Below are 21,667 nucleotides of genomic sequence, written 5' to 3' on the forward strand. Positions count from 1 at the left end.
TGTGACGGGAGCTCCCGTTATAGAGCTAAGGTATAAGCATGATTTCATGCCGTACTTGATAAGGTTAATATGGTGACATATTAATAAACTGGGGTGGCACCACGATTATTATAATCTCGTCCTCAAGACAAATGTCTTGGGGGTGGGATTTTTTTATTTTTATCAAAAAATTGTAGGGAGGGAGAGAAGTGAAGATGCTCACAAAGTGGAAATATCCATTCATCTTATTATTTGGCATTGGTATTTCGAATGTCGGGGCTTGGGTTTATTTGATTGCACTAAATTTAATGGTGTTTGATATGACAGGGTCACCATTAGCAGTTGCTGCACTCTATATACTTATACCACTAGCTACTTTGTTTACAAACTTTTGGGCAGGGAGTTTTATCGATCGCTTTAATAAACGAACGTTAATGGTTATATTCGATCTTTTTCGTGCTGTGTGTATCGTCTTTTTACCAATGGTTTTTGAAATATCGCTTTGGTTGATTTATGTAGTCGTCTTTTTTATCAATATGGCTGGTTCGATGTTTAGCCCAGCATCTATGACGTACATAACGAAACTCATTCCACAAGATCAGAGGAAACGTTTTAACTCGTTACGAAGTTTAATCGATTCAGGTGCTTTCTTAATTGGTCCTGCGATAGCTGGGATACTGTTTTTCATTGGGACTCCTGTTTTGGCAATATACATCAATGCCAGTGCATTACTCATATCAGCACTATTGACTTTATTGATGCCTAATTTAGAAAAACGTTTAGACAATTCAAAGACCTTTCATACCATCTCATTCGATTTATTAAAAGAAGACTGGAAAATTGTCCTTACCTTTAGTCGGAGAAGCCTCTATATTATGTCGGTTTACTTTTTATTTAGTGGTGTTCTTGTTATGACAGAAGTTGTTGATTCTTTGGAAGCAGTTTTTGCGAAAGAAGTGCTGAATTTATCAAACAGTGAATATGGATTCCTAGTGAGCATTGCAGGATTAGGGATTATTATTGGTGCTTTTGTGAATACGATTTTTGTGAAAAAAATTGATACATCTCTGCTAATTGGAGTAGGTTCAATTTTTGTTTCAGTCGGATATGTCATTTATGCTTTTTCCCAATCTTTTTTTATGGCTGCTTTAGGCTTTTTTATTCTTGCGTTTTTTCTTTCATTTGCTAATACAGGTTTTCTAACTTTTTATCAAAATAATATCCCAGTTGAAGTCATGGGGAGAGTTGGAAGTATTTACGGATTTGTTCAAGCATTATTCGTGATCGCCATGACGCTGATATTTGCTTTAGCTGCTCAAATTATTTCTGTTCAGCTGGTCGTCATTGCAGGCTCTTTGATTATGCTACTAATTGCCATTGCATTATGCGTTATTACCGCTCAGCCATCAAAAAGAAAGTATTATCAAAACGATGTGTTAAAAGAAGCGAATTAATTTAATGGGCTTTAGACTCTAAAGGTATTCATCTATTCATTGTTGAAATGTATAGATAGGCCCTATAAATATGAGAGTAGGTGACGAACCTGAAGAAGTTTGTATTATGTATTTTCATTTTCTTTCTCCTATCAGCATGTGATGCCTTGAATTCAGATGATGACTATTATTCAACGTTAGAAGCTGCGATAAATGCTGACACAAAAGGTGGGATAAATGAAGTCATGCACGAAGACCGAGACGAAAAGATCGTCATATTTATGTTTGATCGACAAGACAGTGAATCACGAGTTGTTACGACTGCCACATATAAATCGAAAAATAACAAGTTTAAGAAAGATGTAAACGAAGAGGTTGCAATGGAAATTGACGGAGATGCACCAGACTTTCAAACAAAACAATTCGTTCATCCAGATACTGAGCAGAACTATTTAACAGGGATTGTAAATAGAGATGAACAAGTTGAGAAAGTTGAAGTGCATTTTACTGTCTCAGAAGTAGATGATGAGGTTCAGGTCACGACATTTACAACGGATCTTCTAGAAAACCAAGTGTTTATCACCCCGGTTTATGAAACATTTCCAAACGCCGAAGAGGTTAAATATAAATTAATCGGCACTGATGGAGAGGTAATTGAGCGTTATACAAATAGGTAGATTTGGAGTAGGGGGATGGACTCATGGTTTTCCATAAAACAATGCTGCGAACATTTATCGTCGTTTTTATTACAATATTTGTTTTGCTCAGTTTGCCAATTGGTGGCGTCATAGAATGGGCGAATGAACCGACTAGTTTTCAAAAAATCGAAGCATATGTAATGTTTGGACTAACAGACAATCTAGCTAGAAAAACGTTGTTCAGCCTACTTGCCGCAGGGCTTATTAGTTTTGTGGTTACAAGTATTAAATCAATGTGGGTAGATGTAAATCGTTATTAATGTTATAACGATGAAGCAGTTGATAGATATAAAAAGTAAGTTAATGGGAGTGGTTTGGTGACACATAAAGAAGAAGTAACGGTCAGTGGTGCGTTAAAGCTTGATGATTTGCTCCATCATAACCGTTATCATAATAAAAAGTTTGTCCTCGGTTATTTTCTGTTCGCTTTTATTCTAATGTTTATTCTTTCTGCTAATGCGATTACTGGATCATTGATTTTAGTTGTTATTATTAATGGGTTTATTGCCTTACTTGTCGCTGGGACGGTAACTTTCATTTTTATTTTCTTACTAAGGTTAAAGGTAAGCAAAGAGTTTAAGAGTGACCAAATGATAAAAAGTGAGATGACATATACAGTGAATGAAGAAGGGATCAACCAAACTTTGAAACGATCAAATACGCACTATGAATGGACAGACATCCTTTCAGTCTATGAGCAAGATGTTTTGTTTCAATTATACGTGTCAAAAAATAAAGCGATTTTACTGCCAAAAAGGTTTTTCGAAACAAAGCAAGAGAGGGAATTGTTTAAAGACATAGTGACTCGTTATATAACGACAAAAAAAGTGAAACTGAAAGGTTAATTGCTATGTATTGTTGCCGCGTGCGGTGATTTTGTCTTGTGTGCGGTGGTTGCGTGTCACGTGCGTTGATTTTGTCTTGCGTGCGGTGGTTGTTTCTCACGTGTGATGAATTTGTCTTGCGTGCGGTGATTCTGTCTCGCGTGGGATGAATTTGTCTTGTGTGCGGTGGTTGCGTCTCACGTGGGATGATTTTGTCTTGCGTGCGGTGGTTGCGTGTCACGTGCGTTGATTTTGTCTTGCGTGCGATGACTCCGTCTCACGTGCGACCAGCTTTTGCTGGTGCGGTATCAACACATAATAAAGGCTAAGAGGGAACAACCTCTTAGCCTTCTGTCTAATTATGATTCTTTGTTATCCGATTCTTCACTTTCTTTTTCTGTAGACGATGCCTCTTCTTTCGCGCTTGCTTCTTCACCTTTACTACTAGTTGGTTGTACGACCCCAGTGTAGCTTTCGAGCATTGCTTTTAAGTCCATGCCAGTGGATTCTTTCAAGCTTTCTTGAATACCGGCCATCGTTTTTGTCACGTTATTGGCAACACTAGATGCACCGCCTTGAGAGCTATTTCCTCCCATGTCGATCACTTTCATCTCACTAATGTTTGAGAGTGGTTGAGATACTTCACGAGCATATTCAGGCAGCATCTTGATGAACATTTCCATAACTGCTGCTTCTCCGTATTTTTCCATTGCTTCGGCCATGAGTTCTTTTGCCTCTGCTTCGGCACGACCTTGTTCACGGATAACTTCTGCTTGTGCAAGACCTTGTTCACGTTCAATGGATGCTTGAGCAGCACCTTTTTCACGTTCGATTTTCGCTCTCGTTTCTCCATCAATGCGAGCTTTCTCTGCTTCTGCGCGTGCTTTGGCTTCAATGTCATATGCATTTGCATCCGCTTGTGTTTTACGACGCTTTTGCTCTTCTTCCTCGAGTTCAACTTGGCGTTGACGCTCAATGTATTGAATCTTCATTTCTTCTTCTTTAACTTTTTGATTCAATTGCGCTTGCTCGAGGTGGTAGGACTGCTCCGAACGGGCACGAGCTCGTTCTGTTTCCTCTTTAATGCGTGCTTCTTTAATATCTTTTTCTTTGCGAGATTCAGCGATCGCACTAAGTCTAATATTTTCTTCTTCTTGTGCTTCCTGATCGTTTTTCGCTTTGTACATTCTCGTTTCTTTTTCTGCATCGGACTCAGCCATGTCGGCTTTTTTACGAATTTCAGCGATACGAGGACGCCCCAAGTTATCTAAGTATCCATTTTCTTCATCTGCATCCCGAAGGTCATCTAGACCAAATGATGTAATGGTAAAGCCCATGTTATCAAGTTCGTGCTGGGCAATATCACGTACCTCGATGTTGAATGCTTCACGGTCATTATTGATTTTTTCAACAGATAGTTTTGATAAAATCGCGCGAAGGTTCGTACCGAGAACTTTCGATACTTCATCTTGAATTTCTTTATCCTTCTTCCCTAAAAACTGTTCGGCGTAATTTGCAATTCCGTGCAATGAATCTGAAATTTTTACCGAAGCAATTGCATCTGCAATGACCGGTACACCTTGTGCTGTGTATACTTTCGGTGTTGTGATTTTGATCTGGAATGAGTTGAGGTCAACAGGCGTACACGTTTGGAATACGCGTAAGTATATCCCGCCACCACGGATGATCTTTAAACTACGACCATTTTCATCGGTGAAAATCCGATTGTCTTTCTCTGGGTCACCAAGTTTCGGCCCGGTAATAATGAGTGCTTCGTTCGATCTTGCTGTCTTGTAACGAATCTTAAAAGTAATAAATGCAACGATACCGGCGATTGCAAGAATAGGTACGACGATAAACAACACAATCGCAAAAACAATGTTCTCTAGCATTCTTTTTCCTCCTTAAATTTTAGATGAATCACTTTCTTGGATTGTTTGAGAAACCATTCTAATAAAAAGAAAGTGATGGTGGACTAATATTAGTTACGAATGGCCTACAAAAAAGTTCCCAATAAATATGTATAATTCTTTATTTTTGAAATATTCGTTATATGTCTTTCCTCGAGGCATTGTATCATAAAATGGAAATTTATTGGGTGGTTTCTTATAAAAAAAGATATGTGACTTTTTATTCACGCTCATGCAATAACGTGGAGCAGGAGGTAGGTGGGAATTCGTGTTTTGAAGGTGAGGGAGGTGGAGGTGATGTTGTTTGACCTTTCATTTTCTTTCATTTACTTATTTTTTCTTATTTATTGAGTCCTACACAAACGAGTCTGACTCAAGTGACCCGGATTAAATTTTGTAGGACTCAATTCATGAATAAAACCGAGTATAAATGAATAATAAAGATTGTGTTTTTTATAAATATACACCACTTCACCTAGCAATGTGAAAAAGCTCCCGTGAACATTGACGAGAGCTTTCCATTTCGATCAATTTACCGTTCTTTTACATATTGTTTTTTACGTTGCGGCCACCAATTCCACTTGCCAAGTAACGTCACTATTGCTGGAACAAGCATTCCACGCACTAGAAAAGCATCGATTAAAATCCCAATACTAACGATGAAACCGAACATAAATAGTTCCAAGATTGGCTGTGTCATTAGAACCGCAAATGTGGCGGCGAGAATGAGACCAGCTGATGAAATGACCCCACCGGTTAAAGCAACACCGCGTTGAACGGCATGTTTGATGGAAAATTGATTCGTCTCTTCTCGAATACGTGAGATAAGCATAATGTTGTAATCGACCCCTAATGCAACGAGGAAGACGAAAGCATAGAGTGGGATGCGGTAACTCATCCCTTCAAACCCGAAGAAGTTTTCAAAGATAAACCAGCTTAATCCAAGAGCTGATAAGTAAGAGACAAGAATCGTTGCCATCATATAAATTGGCGCGACAAGTGAATTCGTATGCCACATGAGCATGGCAAGAATCACGATCGTAACAACGAGGGAAACCACGATCGTATCTCGATCATTTAAAGAGCGAACGTCTGCTTGTTTTGCTGTTTCACCTGAAAAATAAAGGTTGTACGTCTCAGGCGACAGACCGCTTAATTCTAAGAAATCCTCTTTTTCGTGATTTAAGTAATCCAATGTATCGAGTGCTGCATGATCAAATGGATTTCCATCTAAGAGAAGTTCGAAGCTTAGCGCATTGTCGTATTCCTCGTTATCTTCAAGGTCTGGTAAATTCACTTCATAAACCCCATCTGTTGCAACGAGATTGGATTGTAAGGACTCCAAGTTGTCAATCTGCTCTTCGTTGAAGGTGAACTCATCGTCATGTTCAAGTAACACAGTGACAGGAGCTAACTCCCCTGTTGGAAAACTTTCTTCTAATTTTTCAAAACCAACACGAGAACCCATATCCTCAGGGAACGAGTTAATTAAGTTAAATGAATATTGAATGGAAGGAACATTTAACGCGTTAATTAAAAGGAAAATGAGCACAATGCCCCCAGATACCCATGGCTTTTTCGTAACGAGGTTCCCAACATTGCTCCAAAAACGATTTTTCTTTAATGTTTCTTCGCCAACTCTTGGAATCGACGGCCAAAATGCTCTACGTCCAACAGCTGTAAACAGTGCTGGAATTAACGTTAATCCAGCAAGAAGGACAAAGGCTATCGTAATGGCAAATGTCGGAGCAAAGTTTTCATAAGGGCCGTAATGAGCGAGTAACAAGACGAGCATCGCAGCAAAAACGGTTCCACCACTATAAAAGATCGGACTTGCAACACCTTGAACAGCACGGCTCATCGCTTCATATTTGTTTTCAATGACTCTAAGCTCCTCGCGATACCGAGAGAAAATAAACAAGCTGTAATCTGTTGTTGCTCCAAATAATAAAATCATCACAATGGATAATGTTTGCGCTTCAATCGTAAAAACGCCGTTTGCTGCAAGTATACCAAGAACACGATCGACAACTTGATAAACAAACACTGCAGCAATGAGTGGTAATAGTGCCAGTAACGGTGAGCGATAAATGATAATTAATAAAATAAGAACAAGCGCGATCGTTGAAAAGAGTAATACGAGATCAGCGTTTGAGAAGATTGCAATCGTGTCAGAGGCAATACCAGCCGATCCTGTTATATGTAAATGGCCACCTTCTAAATTGTCATTACCGAACGTATCGATCGCAACAATTGTTTCATTAATTTCTTCCATTTCGAGACCATTTTTCAAAACCGCAGGAAGGACCATTGTTTCGCCACTTTCAGAAAGGAAAGCGTCCTTCACATGGTCTGGGAACTGGTGAAAAGGAACAACGGCGTCAACAAATGGGACGTTCCCTTCATCAGCAATCCATTCGCTTACTTCACTAACTTGCTCCCAACTGTCCTCATTCCAAGTATCAACAGAGGTGAAAACGAGTAAAGCAAGTAAACCGTCGTCATCTGGGAAGTAGGCTTGAATTTTTTCATCTGCGATAACGGACGCAGCATCACTAGGGAGGTCATTTGCACCAGTGTTAATTGTATAATCATTTGCAGATGGTGCGGCACTTAAGGCTCCAGCGACAATGACCCAAAGTAAAATTGTGATCCATACATATTTTCGTTTTGATGTAAGTTTTGAAAGTTTTTTCATTTGCTTGTACTCCTTTTTAAATTTGGAAGCGGTACTTTGTAATCATTGAGATATTAACAGTATGCCATGAATGTAGAGGAATGTCTTATAAAAAGGTTCGACATTTAGTGGACAAAACTTATATACTTGGGTGGAGATATGCTGTTGTTAAACCTTTCTTAATGGAGAGTGGTTAGGGCTCACCTCAAGTAGTTTAAACGATTTCCGGGTGTGATGGTGTAGAGCTTGCGAATGCTGATAGTATATCTCCTTTAGTTGGAAATGAAGGAATTTCCAAATTTTCGTGGAATGTAATAGCGTTGAATTTTTATGGAGAAAGGGGAATCGAACGTGACGTGTGAACTTGTAAAAAAAGGTTTCAATGCGATCGGATTTAAGAATTCTTGTTGTTTTAAGGATTACCCTTTAGAAATACCAAAAACATTCTCAAAGCTAATGGAAATCGCTCATGAAATACCGCACGAAGAAGGTGTGACGGTGGCTTTTTATGGACCTGGCGAACCGCCTGCCCCCGATGTGGTTGGCACTTACTATGCAACGGTTCTAGTGGATGATACGTCGCCTCTACCAGAAGGAATGTCGTCGGTGATGATACCAGCACGGAAGTTCATGCGTATGACTCATAAAGGCGAAATCCATAAAATAAGGGAAACATACGATGAATTGGATGCATGGATCGCTGAACAAGGGTACGAACATGAATACGACTGGATTGTCGAAGTGTATGGGGAAAAATTTAGTCCAACTTGTCCAGACAGTGAATTGGACATTTATATGCCGATAAAATAACGTTTGAAGAAACTCTGCTTTTCTAGAGTTTCTTTTTTGGGATTCATATTAGTTATGCATGTTTATGATAAATTGAAAAAAACTAATGAGAAATCATTGCGTTTAGAGGAAGTGAGTGCATGAAAGTAGATGGAAACCTAATTTCTGGTCAGTTTGACGAACAGACAAACGAATTTACATTACAACAAGTGAAGGACTTGGAGACAGAAACGAGGTTAAATGAGCAGCAATGTAACACGCTTGCTAAGTATTTAAATCAGCATAAGGATGATACGGAAGGCCAAGTGCTTACGCTATATGATCAGTTACTTGTCCGTTTGAATCAGAAAGAGATGAATGAATTTGTTACCGACTTAGAAAAAATTCAATCCTTCTATCATTAAGTTGCGATGCACATGTGGAGGCAGCTGATTTTTTTAAAACTTATTGCCCCAGAATCAATTTCATAATTACGTTTTTTGCGCAATGAAACGAATGATATTATAAATTTATCATTAAATGTATGTTTTATTTGGAAGTGAACGTAACAAAAGACGGCGACTCCCGGAGGATCAGCGCAGTCTGAAGATCCACTTAGGCGAAGAGCTGTTGAGCCTAAGTTAGCTGAAGACAAGCCCTTGGGAAAGCGTCCGTCTGAAGTGAAGTTCACACTCATCATTGGGAATTTCGTATCTTATTTCCCCCTTAAATTTTTTTGAGATATATTTGCATAAAACCTTGTTTTTTGCACAATATAATGACTGAAGAGGGGATGAAACATTCCTTCTTCGAAAGAGTGATACTTGTTATTGGGATTCGTCGTTAAAAAGACCTTGAGGGGTGGTAGTGTTGAACAATTAAAGGGCAACAACTCACTTCAAAAGGAAAATGAAACGAACGAACAAATGAGGTGTTTCCAGAAGACAAACATCGATTTCACCCCAGAGTAGGAAGTATCAACTCGTAAAAAGGGTGGTCCAAGCGACCACTCTTTTTTTAACCTTAAAATGTCATTATGTAAGGCGGGGATCATACGTGACACAATCAAAAGGACAAAAGGAAAGACAATTTAGAAAGCGTAAAAATGCCCAGAATCCTCATGGAAAAGTAAAATCATTAAAGCAGATTTCAGAGGAGACACCGAAAGAGTAAGGATTTTCTTACACATTATGTACACTGACCTGTTGGTAACATGCCAGCAGGTTTTTTTGCACTTTGTCTCTCTTTTACAACCGTGAAGAAATAAAGTCTTTATTACGTGGAAAGATTAATTGTTAAGTGAGAAGGGTATGGAAATGAAAATACAAAATCATTCATAGGGGGGAGAGGGTATGTTAAATATCATCTTAATTTTTATGCTACAAATTATTTTAGTTCCGCTCTTAACATTAAGGATCATTTTTGTTGTTAAAAACAGGACAGGGATGGCAACAGGTTTCGGTTTTTTAGAAGCTTTAGTTTATGTATTTGGTTTGTCGATTGTATTAAGTGGGGATCAAAATATATACGAAATGCTCACTTATGCGCTTGGTTTTGGCGTTGGTATTTATTTAGGGGGACTCATTGAGAATAAATTGGCGATTGGTTACTCAAATTTAGCTGTGAATTTAATAAACCTAAATGAAGAGCTTGTTGAAACGTTACGCAGTCAAGGATTTGGTGTGACAATTTTTGAAGGGAAAGGTAGAGACGGTATTCGGTATCATTTGCAAATCTTGACCGCGCGTAACCGGGAGGATGAAGTGATTGCAATTATTGAAAGTTATGAGCCAAAAGCATTTATCATTTCATATGAACCACGGAAATTTAGAGGTGGTTATCTCGTGAAAGGGATGAAAAAGAGTTTAAAATGAGTTCACATCAAAAGTTCAAATAAAATTGGCATGAGAAGAAGGATCATAATGCTTTGAATAAAAGTCACCATTAAATCTTTTGCCCATGAATTTTCGGTTACTTTACTCATAATTCGAGCAATAATCAGCAGTAATGCCCACCAAAATAATAGGCCGGGTATAAAGACAGAAAAGAGATAATTGATACTTAGCTCCATTATTATTCCTCCTTTATTCACCCTATTACCAGTGTCCGTAGAACATCATACGCTCTATGGCAGCAATCGCAGCTGTTGTTAATATGTTAGCTGAAACAATCACAATGAAGAGGATTCTGTTATTTGTCGTATGTTTTTTTAAGAAAAAATAAATAATCGGTACTTCAACAAGTAATGTCATGAATAAGTAACCTGTTAAAACAATATAAAAGGGTCCTGCTTCAAATGCAGCAAACCAAGCATTTTCCCAAGAGCCAGCAACAGCTTGAACTTCAAGCGCTCGAAATAAATAAGGGAGTAAAAATGAAGCGAGATTCGCAACGATAATTAAGATCATTGCTTTTATTTTTAATGAAAGATTTTTTACGAGTTGGCCAAAAACAAGGATGGCTAAGATTTCTACTGCTAACGTAAATAGGATGGCATACGGCAATAGCGTCATCGGGCTATCTGTTAACCATTGCCATGATGAGTTAGCAAAAGCGATACCTGGAAAGATTATGCTAAATAAAATAAGTGGAATGATGAATATAACAATGCTATTTTGTTTCAATTATATGCCTCCAAACTGTCTTGAATAACTTTTTCTTGTTATCGTAACATATGTATGTTTGATTTTTGGGTAAAAAAGGAAAGTAGAGTTATATAAACAGGCAAAAACAACATATTATTTAAAATACGTATTTTATCTAGGACAAGTTGCGGGAATGGTACATATACTTATAACGGAAAAAGGGATACTTTTCATGAAATTTCTTTTGAACTTTTTCAAAGAACTTGTTGACAGATTGAATTTAGTCTTTTAAGATGACATAGGTAAAGTTAATAAACCTCGTTAGGTGAGGCTCCTGTGACGGAGATACGCTGCTGCCCAAAAATGTCCAAAGACGCCAATGGGTCAACAGGAACTATCGACATAAGGTGGTTCTTAATGTAGCTGGATGTAATCCTATGCCGCACAGTGCTAAAGCTCTACGAATGGAGGAAGATCTGACAGCATCTTTATGCCTTTTTAGGCGTTTATTTCAGGTGCATTTGATTAAGGTTGCATGCTAACCCATCTTCATTCGTATGAAGATGGGTTTTTTAGTTTTGATAAATGGAGGTGGAAAATGGAAATGGACAGTGATCCCAGTTTGAATCATTACGGAACTGTTAGTAATCAAGGCAGATGTACAACAAGAAAGAAGAAAAGAAAGAACCCATTTCTACCTCCAGTGGTGGTTATGATGTAATGATTCGGTGAAAATTTGTAGTTGTTATGAGAAGAAAAGTGGGTATGTTAATCAATAAAGGATGAAAATACCCTTTATTTTTAGGAGGGAAACCATGAATCGACTAAATGAAGAGGCTCGTGAAGCTTACTTTGAAGAGATTTTTCGAACGATCAAAAACCAACAAAAAGAAACATTCCGTGAAAAGTTTCTTGAATTACACCCAACAGATCAAATGGAACTTTTCCAAACGCTGTACAAGGAAAAAAGGGCTTACGTTTATCAATATTTAAGTGCTGAGGAGCTAGCGGATATTTTCCAAGGCTTAGACGTTGATATGCAAAAGCAAGTCATTGATGAGATTGATAAAACGTATGCGGCAAAAATGTTTAACTTCATGCAAGCAGATGACGCAGCAGATTTTCTAAGTGAAATCGATGATCAAAATGCAAAAGAAATTTTAAGTGCAATGGAAAAAGTCGAAGCAGATGAAGTTATCGAACTTCTTTCTTACCCACCGCAAACTGCTGGGGCTATTATGACGAAGGAGTATATCGCCATTAAAGCAACAGATACAGTTTCAGAGGTGATGGACCATCTACGAAAGTTAGGTCCTGATGCGGAGACGATCTATTATCTTTATGTTGTAAATGAAAAAGATAAATTGATTGGTGTTATCTCGTTGCGTGATTTAATTACGGCACCATTAGATGAAACAGTCGTCAATTTAATGAGTACACAAATTGTTACAATCGAAGCGCATACTGACCAAGAGGAAGTTGCAAAAATCATCAAAGATTATGATTTCATTGCAGCACCTGTTGTGACAACGACAAATGAGTTAATCGGGATCGTTACGGTTGATGATGTCATGGACGTCTTAGAAGAAGAAACAGATGAGGACTTTGGAGAGATCTCTGCAACAAAAGGAGCTACAGATGTTAATATCAGTTCGTTCACTGCTGCGAAGAAGCGTTCTCCATGGATCATCATGCTTATGTTCTTCGGATTGATTACGGCAGGGGTCATTGGACAATTTGAAGAGACCCTTGAGGAAATTGTATTACTTGCTGTGTTTATTCCACTGATCATGGACTCAGCTGGTAACACCGGTACGCAGTCACTCGCTGTTATGGTACGTTCTTTAGCAACAGGGACATTTGAAAAGAAAGGTCTCATGCATACGGTAAGACGAGAATTTGGAACAGGGCTCATGCTAGGGTTAATATGTGCCGTTGTCTTAATGATTTTAGTTCCTATTATTTATGGAAGCTTTTTACTAGCTTTTATCGTTGGTGTTTCACTTTTCTTAACACTAAGTATTGCAACGATCATTGGAGCTGTTGTACCAGTAGCAATTAATAAATTGAAGTTAGATCCGGCAATTGCTTCAGGTCCTTTCATTACAACAGTAAATGATATTTTAGGTTTATTAATTTATTTCACGATTGCAACGTCACTTTTGCAGTATTTATAAGTAAAATGCCGAAGCACCTTCTTTCGTTAGGAGGTGTTTTTTGGTCTTGGATTAATTAGAATAATTTTAACTTACGGATAAACTGAAATTTTCGCGGACAAAATGAAAAACTTACGGATAAACTCAAATTCTTGCGGACAAAACCAAAAAGTTACGGATAAACCAGATTTTTCGCGGACAAAGCATGGATAAGTATCGACATTAAACAATAAGAGCTTTTTTATTAAAGTTCATTCATTAATTATTCGAGAAAAACAAGGTATAATCTCTGTAGTATATAAATAACACCACGTTTTTTTCATAGGAAGGGGAAGGAACATGAACAAATCGTTAGCGGTTGGGGCCATCGATGAATTTCATATCGATGTTTATGGCCTAGCGCTTATTATAAAATTAGTAGAATTAAGGGTGCATGAGGATATTCGAATTGTGAGACAGAAAATGGAGAGCGAGGAGAGTGTTTCACAAAAACCGAAGGAACCAGGGTTCATAGGCGGCTTAAAAAATTCCTACCATTCTATGAAAGGTTCGTATGATAACTGGAAAGGTGATCAACTCACTAAGGAAATCAACGAAAAACAGCGTTGGTTGAATAAGTGGTCAAACGATACGTGGCAATCGTTAGGTTCCCATCAAACGGCGATTCGCAGTCAATCACTTCAAGAGATTAAAAGTCAGTTTTTAGCGAAACGAGAAAATCAGTACAAGCTTTATTTAGTGCTTCAAGAAGCGGTACTTACGCCAGTTTACGGTGAAATGGAAGGTTTTCCAAAGGGGCAGAAGGAACGTGATATCTACGGAGGAATCGGTGTCATTTCTAGAGAGTGTGGCTTTTCTCAGGAGACAGGTAAACAAATGTTAAAGGAGGCAAACCATTTTCTTAAAGAAGTAAATAACTACTGGGGAAAAGTGATTAAGTGGAGCCTTGCAGGAACAGGCGCAGCCCTTTTAACCGCAGGGTTAGCAGCTCCAGTCATCGCTGGAGCAATCGGTGGTGCGATGGGACTTTCTGGAGCGGCTGCGACATCAGCTGGATTAGCAGCGATAGGAGGGGGAGCGATTGCTGCCGGAGGTCTCGGAATGGCTGGCGGTATGCAAATATTAATTGGAGGAGGCGCATTGTTAGGTGCTGCTGGTGGTGCTGGCGTGGCGAACTTTGTAGGTAAGCTTCCGCAAGATGCTATTTCTGTCTCTATGGTAAAAATCATTAACTACAATCATTATTTGCAAACGCACCATCGCAACAATATGGAAGCGAAACAAATTAATGAACGCGTGTTACATGCATTTTTAACATTTAAACACCAAGCAGAAAGAGAAGTACTGCTCGATTCAACATACATAGAAAACGAAGAAAAATCGAAAAAGGCGATTGAGATCATGAATTTAGCGTACAAGCATTTGCTTGAGGGAAAAAGGTCGTATTAATTTTGCTTAGAAAAAAGAGTACCACCAGTACAAAATAGGTGGTACTTATTTATATTTCACTTTCTAGAATCAATTTCATAATTCCGTTTTTTGTACAATGAAACGAATGATGTTATAAATTTTTCAAATATGTATGTTTTATTTGTACTATCAGAATTTAAAAATTTATGGTCGATAGATAATTGCTCCTGCGCCGCTAAGCTTGCTCGTCGCAGCTCGAAGGGATTTCGAGGAAGCCGATACTCGTTGCTCCTGCGTTTACTCGTCGCAACTCGACGTTTAATCATAGGAGTTGAGCTTGTGGCAACTAAGGCTTACTTCCACAGGATGTGGTGACTTCGGCGTTGATCACACGACGTGATCGACTTTAACCGAAGTTCCTTATTAAGACTTGCCGAAAAGCCAAGTTTTGTTTAGAAGTGAAGTTCACGCTCATCATTCGTAATTTCGCATCTTATTTTGAGTTATGAAACTGATTCTCTATAATATTTTTTTATATTTTTTCCAAAAAAACTGTAGTCAAAGTGTAAATGAGCTTCGTCTATTTTGTGTAAGGCGGAAAGGAGGGGAGAGACATTCGTGATGAAGCATTAATTAAACAAGTGTTACATGGCAATGACCATGCTTACCGAATGCTTGTTGAGAAGTATCGTACGTTTATTTTTCAAACGGCATTCGGGGTGCTCAGAAATGAGAAAGATGCAGAAGATGCAGCACAAGAAGTATTTATCAAGATTTATTCGTCTCTCCCTAACTACGAAGGAAAAGGATTGAAAACATGGATGGCTAGGATCACTGTCAACCATTCGATTGATATAAAACGAAAACAGGAGAGGCGAAAGGAAGAAGTAACAGAAGACATCGGACTGCAACTCGTTACAGCTTCACGAGAAACGGCTGAAGGTGCTTACTTTAACCGAGAATTACAAGAAGGTGTTCGGGAGCGGGTCAATGAGCTTCCAATTAACTATCGGCTTGTTGTTTACGGCTACTATATAGAAGAAAAAAGCTTTCGTCAGCTAGCAGAAGAGCAAGGGATAAATGAGAAGTCGGTACGGGTGAAGCTGCATCGTGCAAGAAAGTGGATGAGAGAACATTGGAAGGAGGAGGATTTTTCATGAAGCATCGTTCAAAAGGTGAATGGCTGAAATTTGTAAATGGTGAATTACCTGATGAGACGAGACAGGAGTTTGAAGATCACTTGTTTACTTGTGATGCGTGTATGAATCTTTATATAGAAGCGATCGAAGAATCTAGTAGAAACCTTCCAAGTGTTAATAATGAGAAAGCTTTTACAGATTCAGTGATGAGTAAGGTCGAGACCGATTTCTCTTCTTCAAACGTAACCGAGCAGGAAAAAACAAATCGGCCATTTTATCAAAAAACAGCATTTCATTATGTAGTCGCTGCTTCATTAACGATCGTGCTCATGTCGTCAGGGGTTTTTCAGTCGATCACCAGCTATGTGGACGATCTTCAACGGTCGACACTTTCTGAAGAATCACCTTCGATTACTGCACAAATTCTTGACCGAGCGTTTTCAAAAGCAAATGAAGGAGGAGTAGACAATGAATAATCAGCATAGACACCCATTAGTTGCCTTTTTACTCTCATTTTTCCCTGGTGGGGGTCAGTTTTATTGTGGGAATATTTTTCGAGGGATGTTTTATTTCTTTATGACCGTACTTCCTGCCGGAGGAGGATTGTTTTTAACCGTTATTGGAAATAACATCAACTTTTTATTGTTGGGTGGGGCCGTTGGTTTCTTTTTCTACCTTGTCAGTTTTATTGATACCCTCGTGGTTAGTACACGCCAGTACCATCAAGCGATGGAACAAGGGGAAGGTAGTGAACAACTAGAGTCGGAGCGTTTCTTTACGATTGTTCTATCATTTATTCCTGGAGTCGGTCACTTCCAACTCGGGTTAATGAACCGAGGCTTTACGTTTTTGACAGCGTTTCTTGGGGCGGCTATCATGATCTTTTTCGTATCATTTTTGATGCGACAAGATGCCTTCCTCGTGTTTATGGCGTTTTTACCAGTCGTTTGGGTGTACAGCTTCTTTGACTCTGTCCAACATTTAAATAAAAAACAGCGCGGAGAAACACTAGAGGATCGTTCGCTTCTAGATGATCTCGAGAATCGTCGTGCAGATGGACAAAAAAGCAAGGTGATCGCAACTCTATTAGCCATTTTCCCAGGGGCTGGACACCTTTATCTTGGTTATCAACGTCGTGGGATTCAGTTAATGGCGGCCTTTTTGTTAGCCATTTATGTATTAGATATCTTACGTCTTGGGGTGTTTATTTTCCTCATTCCGATCATTTGGTTTTACAGCTTTTTTGATGGGCTGCAAAAAGCAAGTCGTGAAGATGAGGAGCCTATTGATGATCAGCCGATCATTCCGTATTTAATGAACCATAAGCGGTGGATTGGGATTGGGTTTATTGTGCTTGGGGGTTACTTTCTTTTAGACCGAGTCTTTATTCCGTCATTTGCACCTCGGCTGACAGAATTACTGCAGGTTGAGGTTGGAATGTGGTATCACCAATACTTTCACATTTTTGTGGTCAGTCTAATTCTTATTGCTGGTGGGGTTAAACTTCTGTCTGGTAGTAAAATGAAAGGTAATGATGGAGCGTAAGAACATGGTGTGTAGGGATGTATCGATAGAGATTACTCTATTGAAAGACGTAAAGCCCCTTAGGGATTCGTAACCTAAGGGGCTTTTTGACAAACGGTTTAATACAGTTATATAACCGCAAGTTAATAATCACCATAATAACTCCAAGAGAAAAATTAAAGTGATGAAGGAATAAAAATGCAGGTTCGAACTAACAGTAAAGACGATATTCCTGCACCAAAAGCACCTGAAAATGATTGATGGAAGATGATAGGTATTTGGATTTATTTTACATATCATACTATTAACCAATGACCTCTTTAGAGATAATGTTTAAACCGCCTTGAATACTTACAGTCTCTAACGATTCCGACATTACTACTAATCTTGCTTTTTACTTCAAACAAAACGTTAAACACCAAAATTTGACATTTTACACCAAAGTACCGGTACACAGTGGTGGCCCATAACTTCCAAAAAATAGAATGATCATTATAATAGATTGTGATTTGAAAAATGAGGAAAGGGGAGTAGTTAAATCGTTCTATTTAATATAAAAAATTTAATAGAGGCAGGTGTTTAATGTGAAAAAAAGATTAAAAAAAACTTTAAGTGTGCTTTTAATTACGTTACTTTTATTTACACTTATTTCACCTATGAACATGCATAGTGCTTTTGCTGAAGGGAGAGGTAACTCGGATAAACAGTTCGAACTGCCTATCCTACATACGATCCCTGAACATAAACAACAGCTTAGTGAAGGCTCGATAATTGAAATATATTTGGATGAATCTCACAGAAATTACAACAGATTTTATCAGCAATTTAATAGAGGAAGTTTTGAAGTGTTGATAAACAAAGATGAAATGGGTGCAACTTTTGATGCTAAATCAAACGTTATCGAAATTTTATTGGATGGAGAAAAAGTCGATTCTGAAGAGCTGCAAGTTGAATTACACTTAAAAGCAGCCAATAATTCAAATAGACAAAATGCACCTAATAATGCTTCATATTCCTTTACCGTTTATTATAATCAGGCACCAATTTTAGAGTTAATAGACTATGAGGAGTATGACCCTGACTTTGAACTAGAGCCAGAACCGAGGTTGTCATTATATCATCCAGAGCCTACGATAAATATACTAAGATGGAATGAAATTAATCAAGCTGATTCATATACTGTTAAACGGGGAACAGAAAGTGGTAATTATGACATACTCGCTTCTAATGTTACCGATACAACCTATGTAGATAGTGATGTTGAGGAGTTTACAACGTATTACTATGTTGTAGAGGCCGTTTCAGGTGAAGAAATCAGTCCATATTCAAATGAAGTGGTGGAATATAGCCCTTTTATCTTAGATTTTGAATGGGATCAAGATGTGGTTGATTTTTCATGGTCTACTGTCGAAGGAGTAGATGAATACCGACTTTATCGAGGAGAAGTATTACATGATGAATCTGAGGGCACATGGGAATATGCCGATTCGGTAGAGCTCATAACATCAGTAGAAGAGCCCTTCTATGAAGAGACGTTAGGGTGGGATGAAAACATTTATTTCTATTATGTAGAACTTATTACGGGAGCAGAAGAAGAAGAACCGATTTCTAACGTCGTAATCGTTGATACGGCAGAAGTTGACTCTGATGGAGATGGCTTACCAGATAAAATTGAACTAGAAATAGGGTCAGACCCTTACAATCCTGACACAAATGGAAACGGGATTCCAGATGGTTATGAGTATTATGTGTTAAATTCAGATCCTTCTGATATGGATTCCGAAGTTGCAGATTTAGATTTTAGTGGAGATGGCTTAACAAATTTAGAAGAATATCAACATGGTACAGATCCTTGGAACTCCGATACAGACAATGATGGACTTACTGATTATGAAGAGATACACATTTATGGGACCGATCCTTTGAACCCAGATACGAGTGGGAATGGTTTATTGGATGGAAGTGAAGTACGGCTAGGTTTTGATCCACTTTTGAAAGATACAAATGGAAATGGAGTCATTGATTCAGAAGAATTGTTAGTTCAAGAGGTTGAAATTGAAAATTTAGAAGAGGTGCATACAGATGATAATGTTGCACTTCCATCGCTAACAATTAAAGGGAAAGGGGATATTAACCGGTCCATTTCGGTGAGTGATGATAGCGAAAATAAATTATTGGAAGACCTTATTTATATTGTTGGAAAACCGATTGACATTCAGCTAGAAAATGAATTCGAGTATGCTGATTTAGAGTTTAAGATGGATGATTCATATGAGTTAGAAGAACTTGCAATTGTGCACTATGATAAAGGCAACATTGAACTCTTGGATACTACTCTTGACCAAGAAAATCATACGATTTCAACAACTGTTGATCATTTTAGCATTTATTATGTAGCTCACATTCCTACTTTATTAAGGTCTTGGGGTGTGGACCTTGATGACGATAATTCTTGGGATACCCCGATTGTAGAAAAAGGGGTAGCAGATATAGTCTTTGTCATTGATACAACTGGTTCAATGGGTGGGGCCATTAGTAACGTACGGAACAATGTGATTGAGTTTGCTGAAAAATTAAACTTAGAAAACGTCGATGCCCGCCTTGGTTTGATAGACTATAAAGATATTACGTATGATGGGCCTGATTCAACACAAAATCTTGGATGGTTTTTAGATCCTGAAGATTTTCAAGATAAAGTAGCAGCAATGACCGCAACAGGGGGAGGGCCTATTCCGGAATCTGCTGTTGATGCTCTTGAAGAAGGAAGAAGAATGGGCTTTCGGGAAAATGCCAGTCGTCATATGATCTTAATTACTGATGCAAATTACAATGAAGAAACACGCTTTCCTGATGTGAACTCGATGGAAGATGTGATAGAAAATTTAGTAGAAGATGATATAACAACTTCTGTTATTACAACGAGTACGTGGAAAGATTTATATGCTCCGTTATATACATCGACTGGTGGGGTTTATAATAACCTCTATAGTGACTTTTACACAAGTCTTTTAGAAATTGTTGGACTAGTTAGTAAGGACGTATCAGATGGTGTTTGGATTCGTTTATCAGATGGAACGACAACACAGCTAAAACAAGAGCCAGATCCTAATGACTTAGTAACGGATTCGAACGGTGATGGATATGCAGATAGTAAACAACTCGTTTTCCCACCTAGAGGTTCGGGAGTCATTACGGTTCCCTCAAGTTCTGGTCCAGAATTTATAGAAGTACAAGTGTATGACTTCTATTCACATCCGAATCGTGTCGACACAGATGGAGATGGTTATTGGGATAAAATTGACAATCACCCATTGGAAGAATATCAACCTACTACATTTTTATTACATGGAGTTCAATCAAATGTTGGAAACGTATATGGGGCATATAATGATTTAGCGCCTTGGGGAATGGATAGTAAAGAAGCAGACAATTATACCCAAACAAATGGTTTAACGTTTGCCAATACCTCTTCCCAAGAAGTAAATGCCTTTGATGTTGGACGCTTATATGAACGATTGTATACCAAATATCATGGAGCTCCTAATCCTAGAACAATGTTTGATAGCAGCAGTGAACATGTAATGGTATTTAACTATGCTAACCAAGCCTACATTACATCGAGAACATGTGGTGATACGGATATAAGGACTGCACGCTGTTGGAGAGAGAGTGATGATACGTTTTATGCAAGAGGGTCCGATGCTGATTTTCGTGCATACTTAAATAATTTAATAAATGAAGGCAAATTAGAGAGGCCGACGCCCCACCATAAGCCTGTGATAAATGTTGTTGCTCATAGTATGGGAGGTTTAATTACTCGCTCCATGTATGAGTTAGATACAGATCCAGTGGTTTATATTGATAATCTAGTCACCTGGGCGACGCCACACTTCGGTACTTATCTTGATGTAGCTGGGTGGGGTCCTGTAAATGCTTTTAAAGACCTTGATAGAGACAGTCATTTATATGAAAAACTAGTAGTAGAAAACCAAATAAGAGCATTGAACAATAATAGTGAAGTGATCCCTGGTCATACTCCAGATGAAAGAGATTATGTCGCTTCGAGAACGGAATATCACATGATGATGGGGGCTGCTCTTAGAAGGGATCGGTTTATCGGTTCTGAAAAAAATGCTGAGGGAACACCGAGATTTGTTATATCTCCAACTTGTAATGAAAGTACATGGGGTGATATGACATGTTATCGGGACGCTGAGCCACCATCACCTTCTAATAGCGATGAGCGAGACATGTTCCTAGATTGGGTGAGCGAGCATTTAAATGATGACAATTTTAATATTAGAGAAACAGATGGATGGGTAACGTTAAATGGTGGTTTAGGTTATAGTGGGAAAATGAAAATGTTTGAAGATGACTTGGGGGACCAGCTTCTTGAAGGAAAAAGATATGTCTTTGCAGGACCTGATAGTATGGTTACTCATAGTCCTATTCACGGAAATAGAGGAGTTATTGATTTAACAGTCGAATTATTAACAAGGTAATCTATTGAGCTGTATGGGCTGTCCCAATAACAAGATGCAGAGCACTTGTGGGACAGCTCTTA

19 protein-coding genes, 1 riboswitch and 1 other annotated feature (1 of these 21 running past the window's edge) are annotated in these 21,667 nt (G+C 38.4%); of the genes, 15 read left to right on the forward strand and 4 right to left on the reverse strand.

Features of this window, described 5'->3' with window-relative positions; translation table 11 throughout:
* Positions 1 to 127 (forward strand) — a binding site (T-box leader) (it extends 129 nt beyond the left edge of the window).
* 67 nt (positions 128 to 194) lie between these two features.
* The 4 genes from LGQ02_RS01550 (at position 195) to LGQ02_RS01565 (ending at position 2,955) form a co-directional block, all read left to right on the forward strand.
* Entirely contained in the window at positions 195 to 1,433 is a 1,239-nt protein-coding gene (locus LGQ02_RS01550) for an MFS transporter (RefSeq protein WP_226518184.1), read from the forward strand.
* Positions 1,434 to 1,579: 146 nt separating this feature from the next.
* On the forward strand, positions 1,580 to 2,089 hold the full coding sequence (locus LGQ02_RS01555; protein WP_226516507.1) for a hypothetical protein: 510 nt from the start codon (positions 1,580 to 1,582) through the stop codon (positions 2,087 to 2,089).
* 23 nt (positions 2,090 to 2,112) lie between these two features.
* Positions 2,113 to 2,370, forward strand: a complete 258-nt coding sequence (locus tag LGQ02_RS01560; protein WP_226516508.1) for a hypothetical protein — start codon at positions 2,113 to 2,115, stop codon at positions 2,368 to 2,370.
* A gap of 57 nt (positions 2,371 to 2,427) precedes the next feature.
* The gene (locus LGQ02_RS01565; RefSeq protein WP_226516509.1) at positions 2,428 to 2,955 is read left to right on the forward strand and encodes a YcxB family protein; all 528 of its coding nucleotides are present in this window, start codon (positions 2,428 to 2,430) and stop codon (positions 2,953 to 2,955) included.
* Between the two features lie 338 nt (positions 2,956 to 3,293).
* Here the strand turns inward: LGQ02_RS01565 and LGQ02_RS01570 are convergent, their stop codons facing one another.
* Both LGQ02_RS01570 and LGQ02_RS01575 read right to left on the reverse strand, forming a co-directional pair.
* On the reverse strand, positions 3,294 to 4,826 hold the full coding sequence (locus LGQ02_RS01570; RefSeq protein ID WP_226516510.1) for a flotillin family protein: 1,533 nt from the start codon (positions 4,824 to 4,826) through the stop codon (positions 3,294 to 3,296).
* A 550-nt stretch (positions 4,827 to 5,376) separates the two neighbouring features.
* Positions 5,377 to 7,542: an MMPL family transporter gene (locus LGQ02_RS01575; RefSeq protein WP_226516511.1), complete on the reverse strand. Its 2,166-nt coding sequence runs from the start codon at positions 7,540 to 7,542 to the stop codon at positions 5,377 to 5,379.
* A 330-nt stretch (positions 7,543 to 7,872) separates the two neighbouring features.
* Between LGQ02_RS01575 and LGQ02_RS01580 the strand changes: the two genes are divergently transcribed.
* The 4 genes from LGQ02_RS01580 to LGQ02_RS01595 all read left to right on the forward strand — a co-directional run bounded on the left by LGQ02_RS01580 (position 7,873) and on the right by LGQ02_RS01595 (position 10,163).
* Entirely contained in the window at positions 7,873 to 8,331 is a 459-nt protein-coding gene (locus tag LGQ02_RS01580; RefSeq protein ID WP_226516512.1) for a GyrI-like domain-containing protein, read from the forward strand.
* Positions 8,332 to 8,450: 119 nt separating this feature from the next.
* Positions 8,451 to 8,714, forward strand: a complete 264-nt coding sequence (locus tag LGQ02_RS01585; RefSeq protein WP_226516513.1) for a hypothetical protein — start codon at positions 8,451 to 8,453, stop codon at positions 8,712 to 8,714.
* Between the two features lie 631 nt (positions 8,715 to 9,345).
* Positions 9,346 to 9,462: a DUF6254 family protein gene (locus LGQ02_RS01590; protein WP_226516514.1), complete on the forward strand. Its 117-nt coding sequence runs from the start codon at positions 9,346 to 9,348 to the stop codon at positions 9,460 to 9,462.
* 179 nt (positions 9,463 to 9,641) lie between these two features.
* Positions 9,642 to 10,163, forward strand: coding sequence for a DUF2179 domain-containing protein (locus LGQ02_RS01595; protein ID WP_226516515.1), 522 nt, complete (start codon positions 9,642 to 9,644; stop codon positions 10,161 to 10,163).
* A 2-nt stretch (positions 10,164 to 10,165) separates the two neighbouring features.
* On the opposite strand, the gene LGQ02_RS01600 is transcribed toward LGQ02_RS01595, so the two are convergent.
* Positions 10,166 to 10,360, reverse strand: coding sequence for a hypothetical protein (locus tag LGQ02_RS01600; RefSeq protein WP_226516516.1), 195 nt, complete (start codon positions 10,358 to 10,360; stop codon positions 10,166 to 10,168).
* Positions 10,361 to 10,385: 25 nt separating this feature from the next.
* Positions 10,386 to 10,913, reverse strand: a complete 528-nt coding sequence (locus LGQ02_RS01605; RefSeq protein WP_226516517.1) for a hypothetical protein — start codon at positions 10,911 to 10,913, stop codon at positions 10,386 to 10,388.
* 271 nt (positions 10,914 to 11,184) lie between these two features.
* Positions 11,185 to 11,351, forward strand: a riboswitch (M-box (ykoK) riboswitch).
* A gap of 121 nt (positions 11,352 to 11,472) precedes the next feature.
* On the opposite strand from LGQ02_RS01605, the gene LGQ02_RS21230 reads away from it, so the two are divergent.
* From LGQ02_RS21230 to LGQ02_RS01635, 7 genes are all read left to right on the forward strand, one after another.
* Positions 11,473 to 11,595, forward strand: a complete 123-nt coding sequence (locus LGQ02_RS21230; RefSeq protein WP_264183999.1) for a hypothetical protein — start codon at positions 11,473 to 11,475, stop codon at positions 11,593 to 11,595.
* 94 nt (positions 11,596 to 11,689) lie between these two features.
* Complete coding sequence (mgtE, locus tag LGQ02_RS01610; protein WP_226516518.1) at positions 11,690 to 13,051, forward strand: magnesium transporter; 1,362 nt, start codon at positions 11,690 to 11,692, stop codon at positions 13,049 to 13,051.
* 318 nt (positions 13,052 to 13,369) lie between these two features.
* Positions 13,370 to 14,479 carry a hypothetical protein gene (locus tag LGQ02_RS01615; protein WP_226516519.1) on the forward strand — a complete coding sequence of 370 codons (1,110 nt, stop codon included), beginning with the start codon at positions 13,370 to 13,372 and terminating at the stop codon, positions 14,477 to 14,479.
* Between the two features lie 602 nt (positions 14,480 to 15,081).
* Positions 15,082 to 15,600, forward strand: a complete 519-nt coding sequence (locus tag LGQ02_RS01620) for a sigma-70 family RNA polymerase sigma factor (protein ID WP_319003502.1) — start codon at positions 15,082 to 15,084, stop codon at positions 15,598 to 15,600.
* Entirely contained in the window at positions 15,597 to 16,055 is a 459-nt protein-coding gene (locus tag LGQ02_RS01625) for an anti-sigma factor family protein (RefSeq protein WP_226516520.1), read from the forward strand. The genes LGQ02_RS01620 and LGQ02_RS01625 overlap by 4 nt, the downstream gene beginning before the upstream one ends.
* Positions 16,048 to 17,124, forward strand: coding sequence for a hypothetical protein (locus tag LGQ02_RS01630; protein ID WP_226516521.1), 1,077 nt, complete (start codon positions 16,048 to 16,050; stop codon positions 17,122 to 17,124). The genes LGQ02_RS01625 and LGQ02_RS01630 overlap by 8 nt, the downstream gene beginning before the upstream one ends.
* A gap of 563 nt (positions 17,125 to 17,687) precedes the next feature.
* On the forward strand, positions 17,688 to 21,605 hold the full coding sequence (locus LGQ02_RS01635; RefSeq protein ID WP_226516522.1) for a VWA domain-containing protein: 3,918 nt from the start codon (positions 17,688 to 17,690) through the stop codon (positions 21,603 to 21,605).
* Positions 21,606 to 21,667 lie beyond the last annotated feature (62 nt).

It is taken from the genome of Bacillus shivajii (assembly GCF_020519665.1).
Classification (GTDB): domain Bacteria; phylum Bacillota; class Bacilli; order Bacillales; family Salisediminibacteriaceae; genus Bacillus_CA; species Bacillus_CA shivajii.

What these genes read in the sequence shown, in the direction of transcription:
- LGQ02_RS01550 (WP_226518184.1), top strand. Translation starts at nt 195, where the DNA reads ATGCTCACAAAGTGGAAATATCCATTCATCTTATTATTTGGCATTGGT.
- LGQ02_RS01560 (WP_226516508.1), top strand. Translation starts at nt 2,113, where the DNA reads ATGGTTTTCCATAAAACAATGCTGCGAACATTTATCGTCGTTTTTATT.
- LGQ02_RS01570 (WP_226516510.1), bottom strand. Translation starts at nt 4,826, where the DNA reads ATGCTAGAGAACATTGTTTTTGCGATTGTGTTGTTTATCGTCGTACCT.
- LGQ02_RS01575 (WP_226516511.1), bottom strand. Translation starts at nt 7,542, where the DNA reads ATGAAAAAACTTTCAAAACTTACATCAAAACGAAAATATGTATGGATC.
- LGQ02_RS01585 (WP_226516513.1), top strand. Translation starts at nt 8,451, where the DNA reads ATGAAAGTAGATGGAAACCTAATTTCTGGTCAGTTTGACGAACAGACA.
- LGQ02_RS01595 (WP_226516515.1), top strand. Translation starts at nt 9,642, where the DNA reads ATGTTAAATATCATCTTAATTTTTATGCTACAAATTATTTTAGTTCCG.
- LGQ02_RS01600 (WP_226516516.1), bottom strand. Translation starts at nt 10,360, where the DNA reads ATGGAGCTAAGTATCAATTATCTCTTTTCTGTCTTTATACCCGGCCTA.
- LGQ02_RS21230 (WP_264183999.1), top strand. Translation starts at nt 11,473, where the DNA reads ATGGAAATGGACAGTGATCCCAGTTTGAATCATTACGGAACTGTTAGT.
- mgtE (WP_226516518.1), top strand. Translation starts at nt 11,690, where the DNA reads ATGAATCGACTAAATGAAGAGGCTCGTGAAGCTTACTTTGAAGAGATT.
- LGQ02_RS01615 (WP_226516519.1), top strand. Translation starts at nt 13,370, where the DNA reads ATGAACAAATCGTTAGCGGTTGGGGCCATCGATGAATTTCATATCGAT.
- LGQ02_RS01625 (WP_226516520.1), top strand. Translation starts at nt 15,597, where the DNA reads ATGAAGCATCGTTCAAAAGGTGAATGGCTGAAATTTGTAAATGGTGAA.
- LGQ02_RS01630 (WP_226516521.1), top strand. Translation starts at nt 16,048, where the DNA reads ATGAATAATCAGCATAGACACCCATTAGTTGCCTTTTTACTCTCATTT.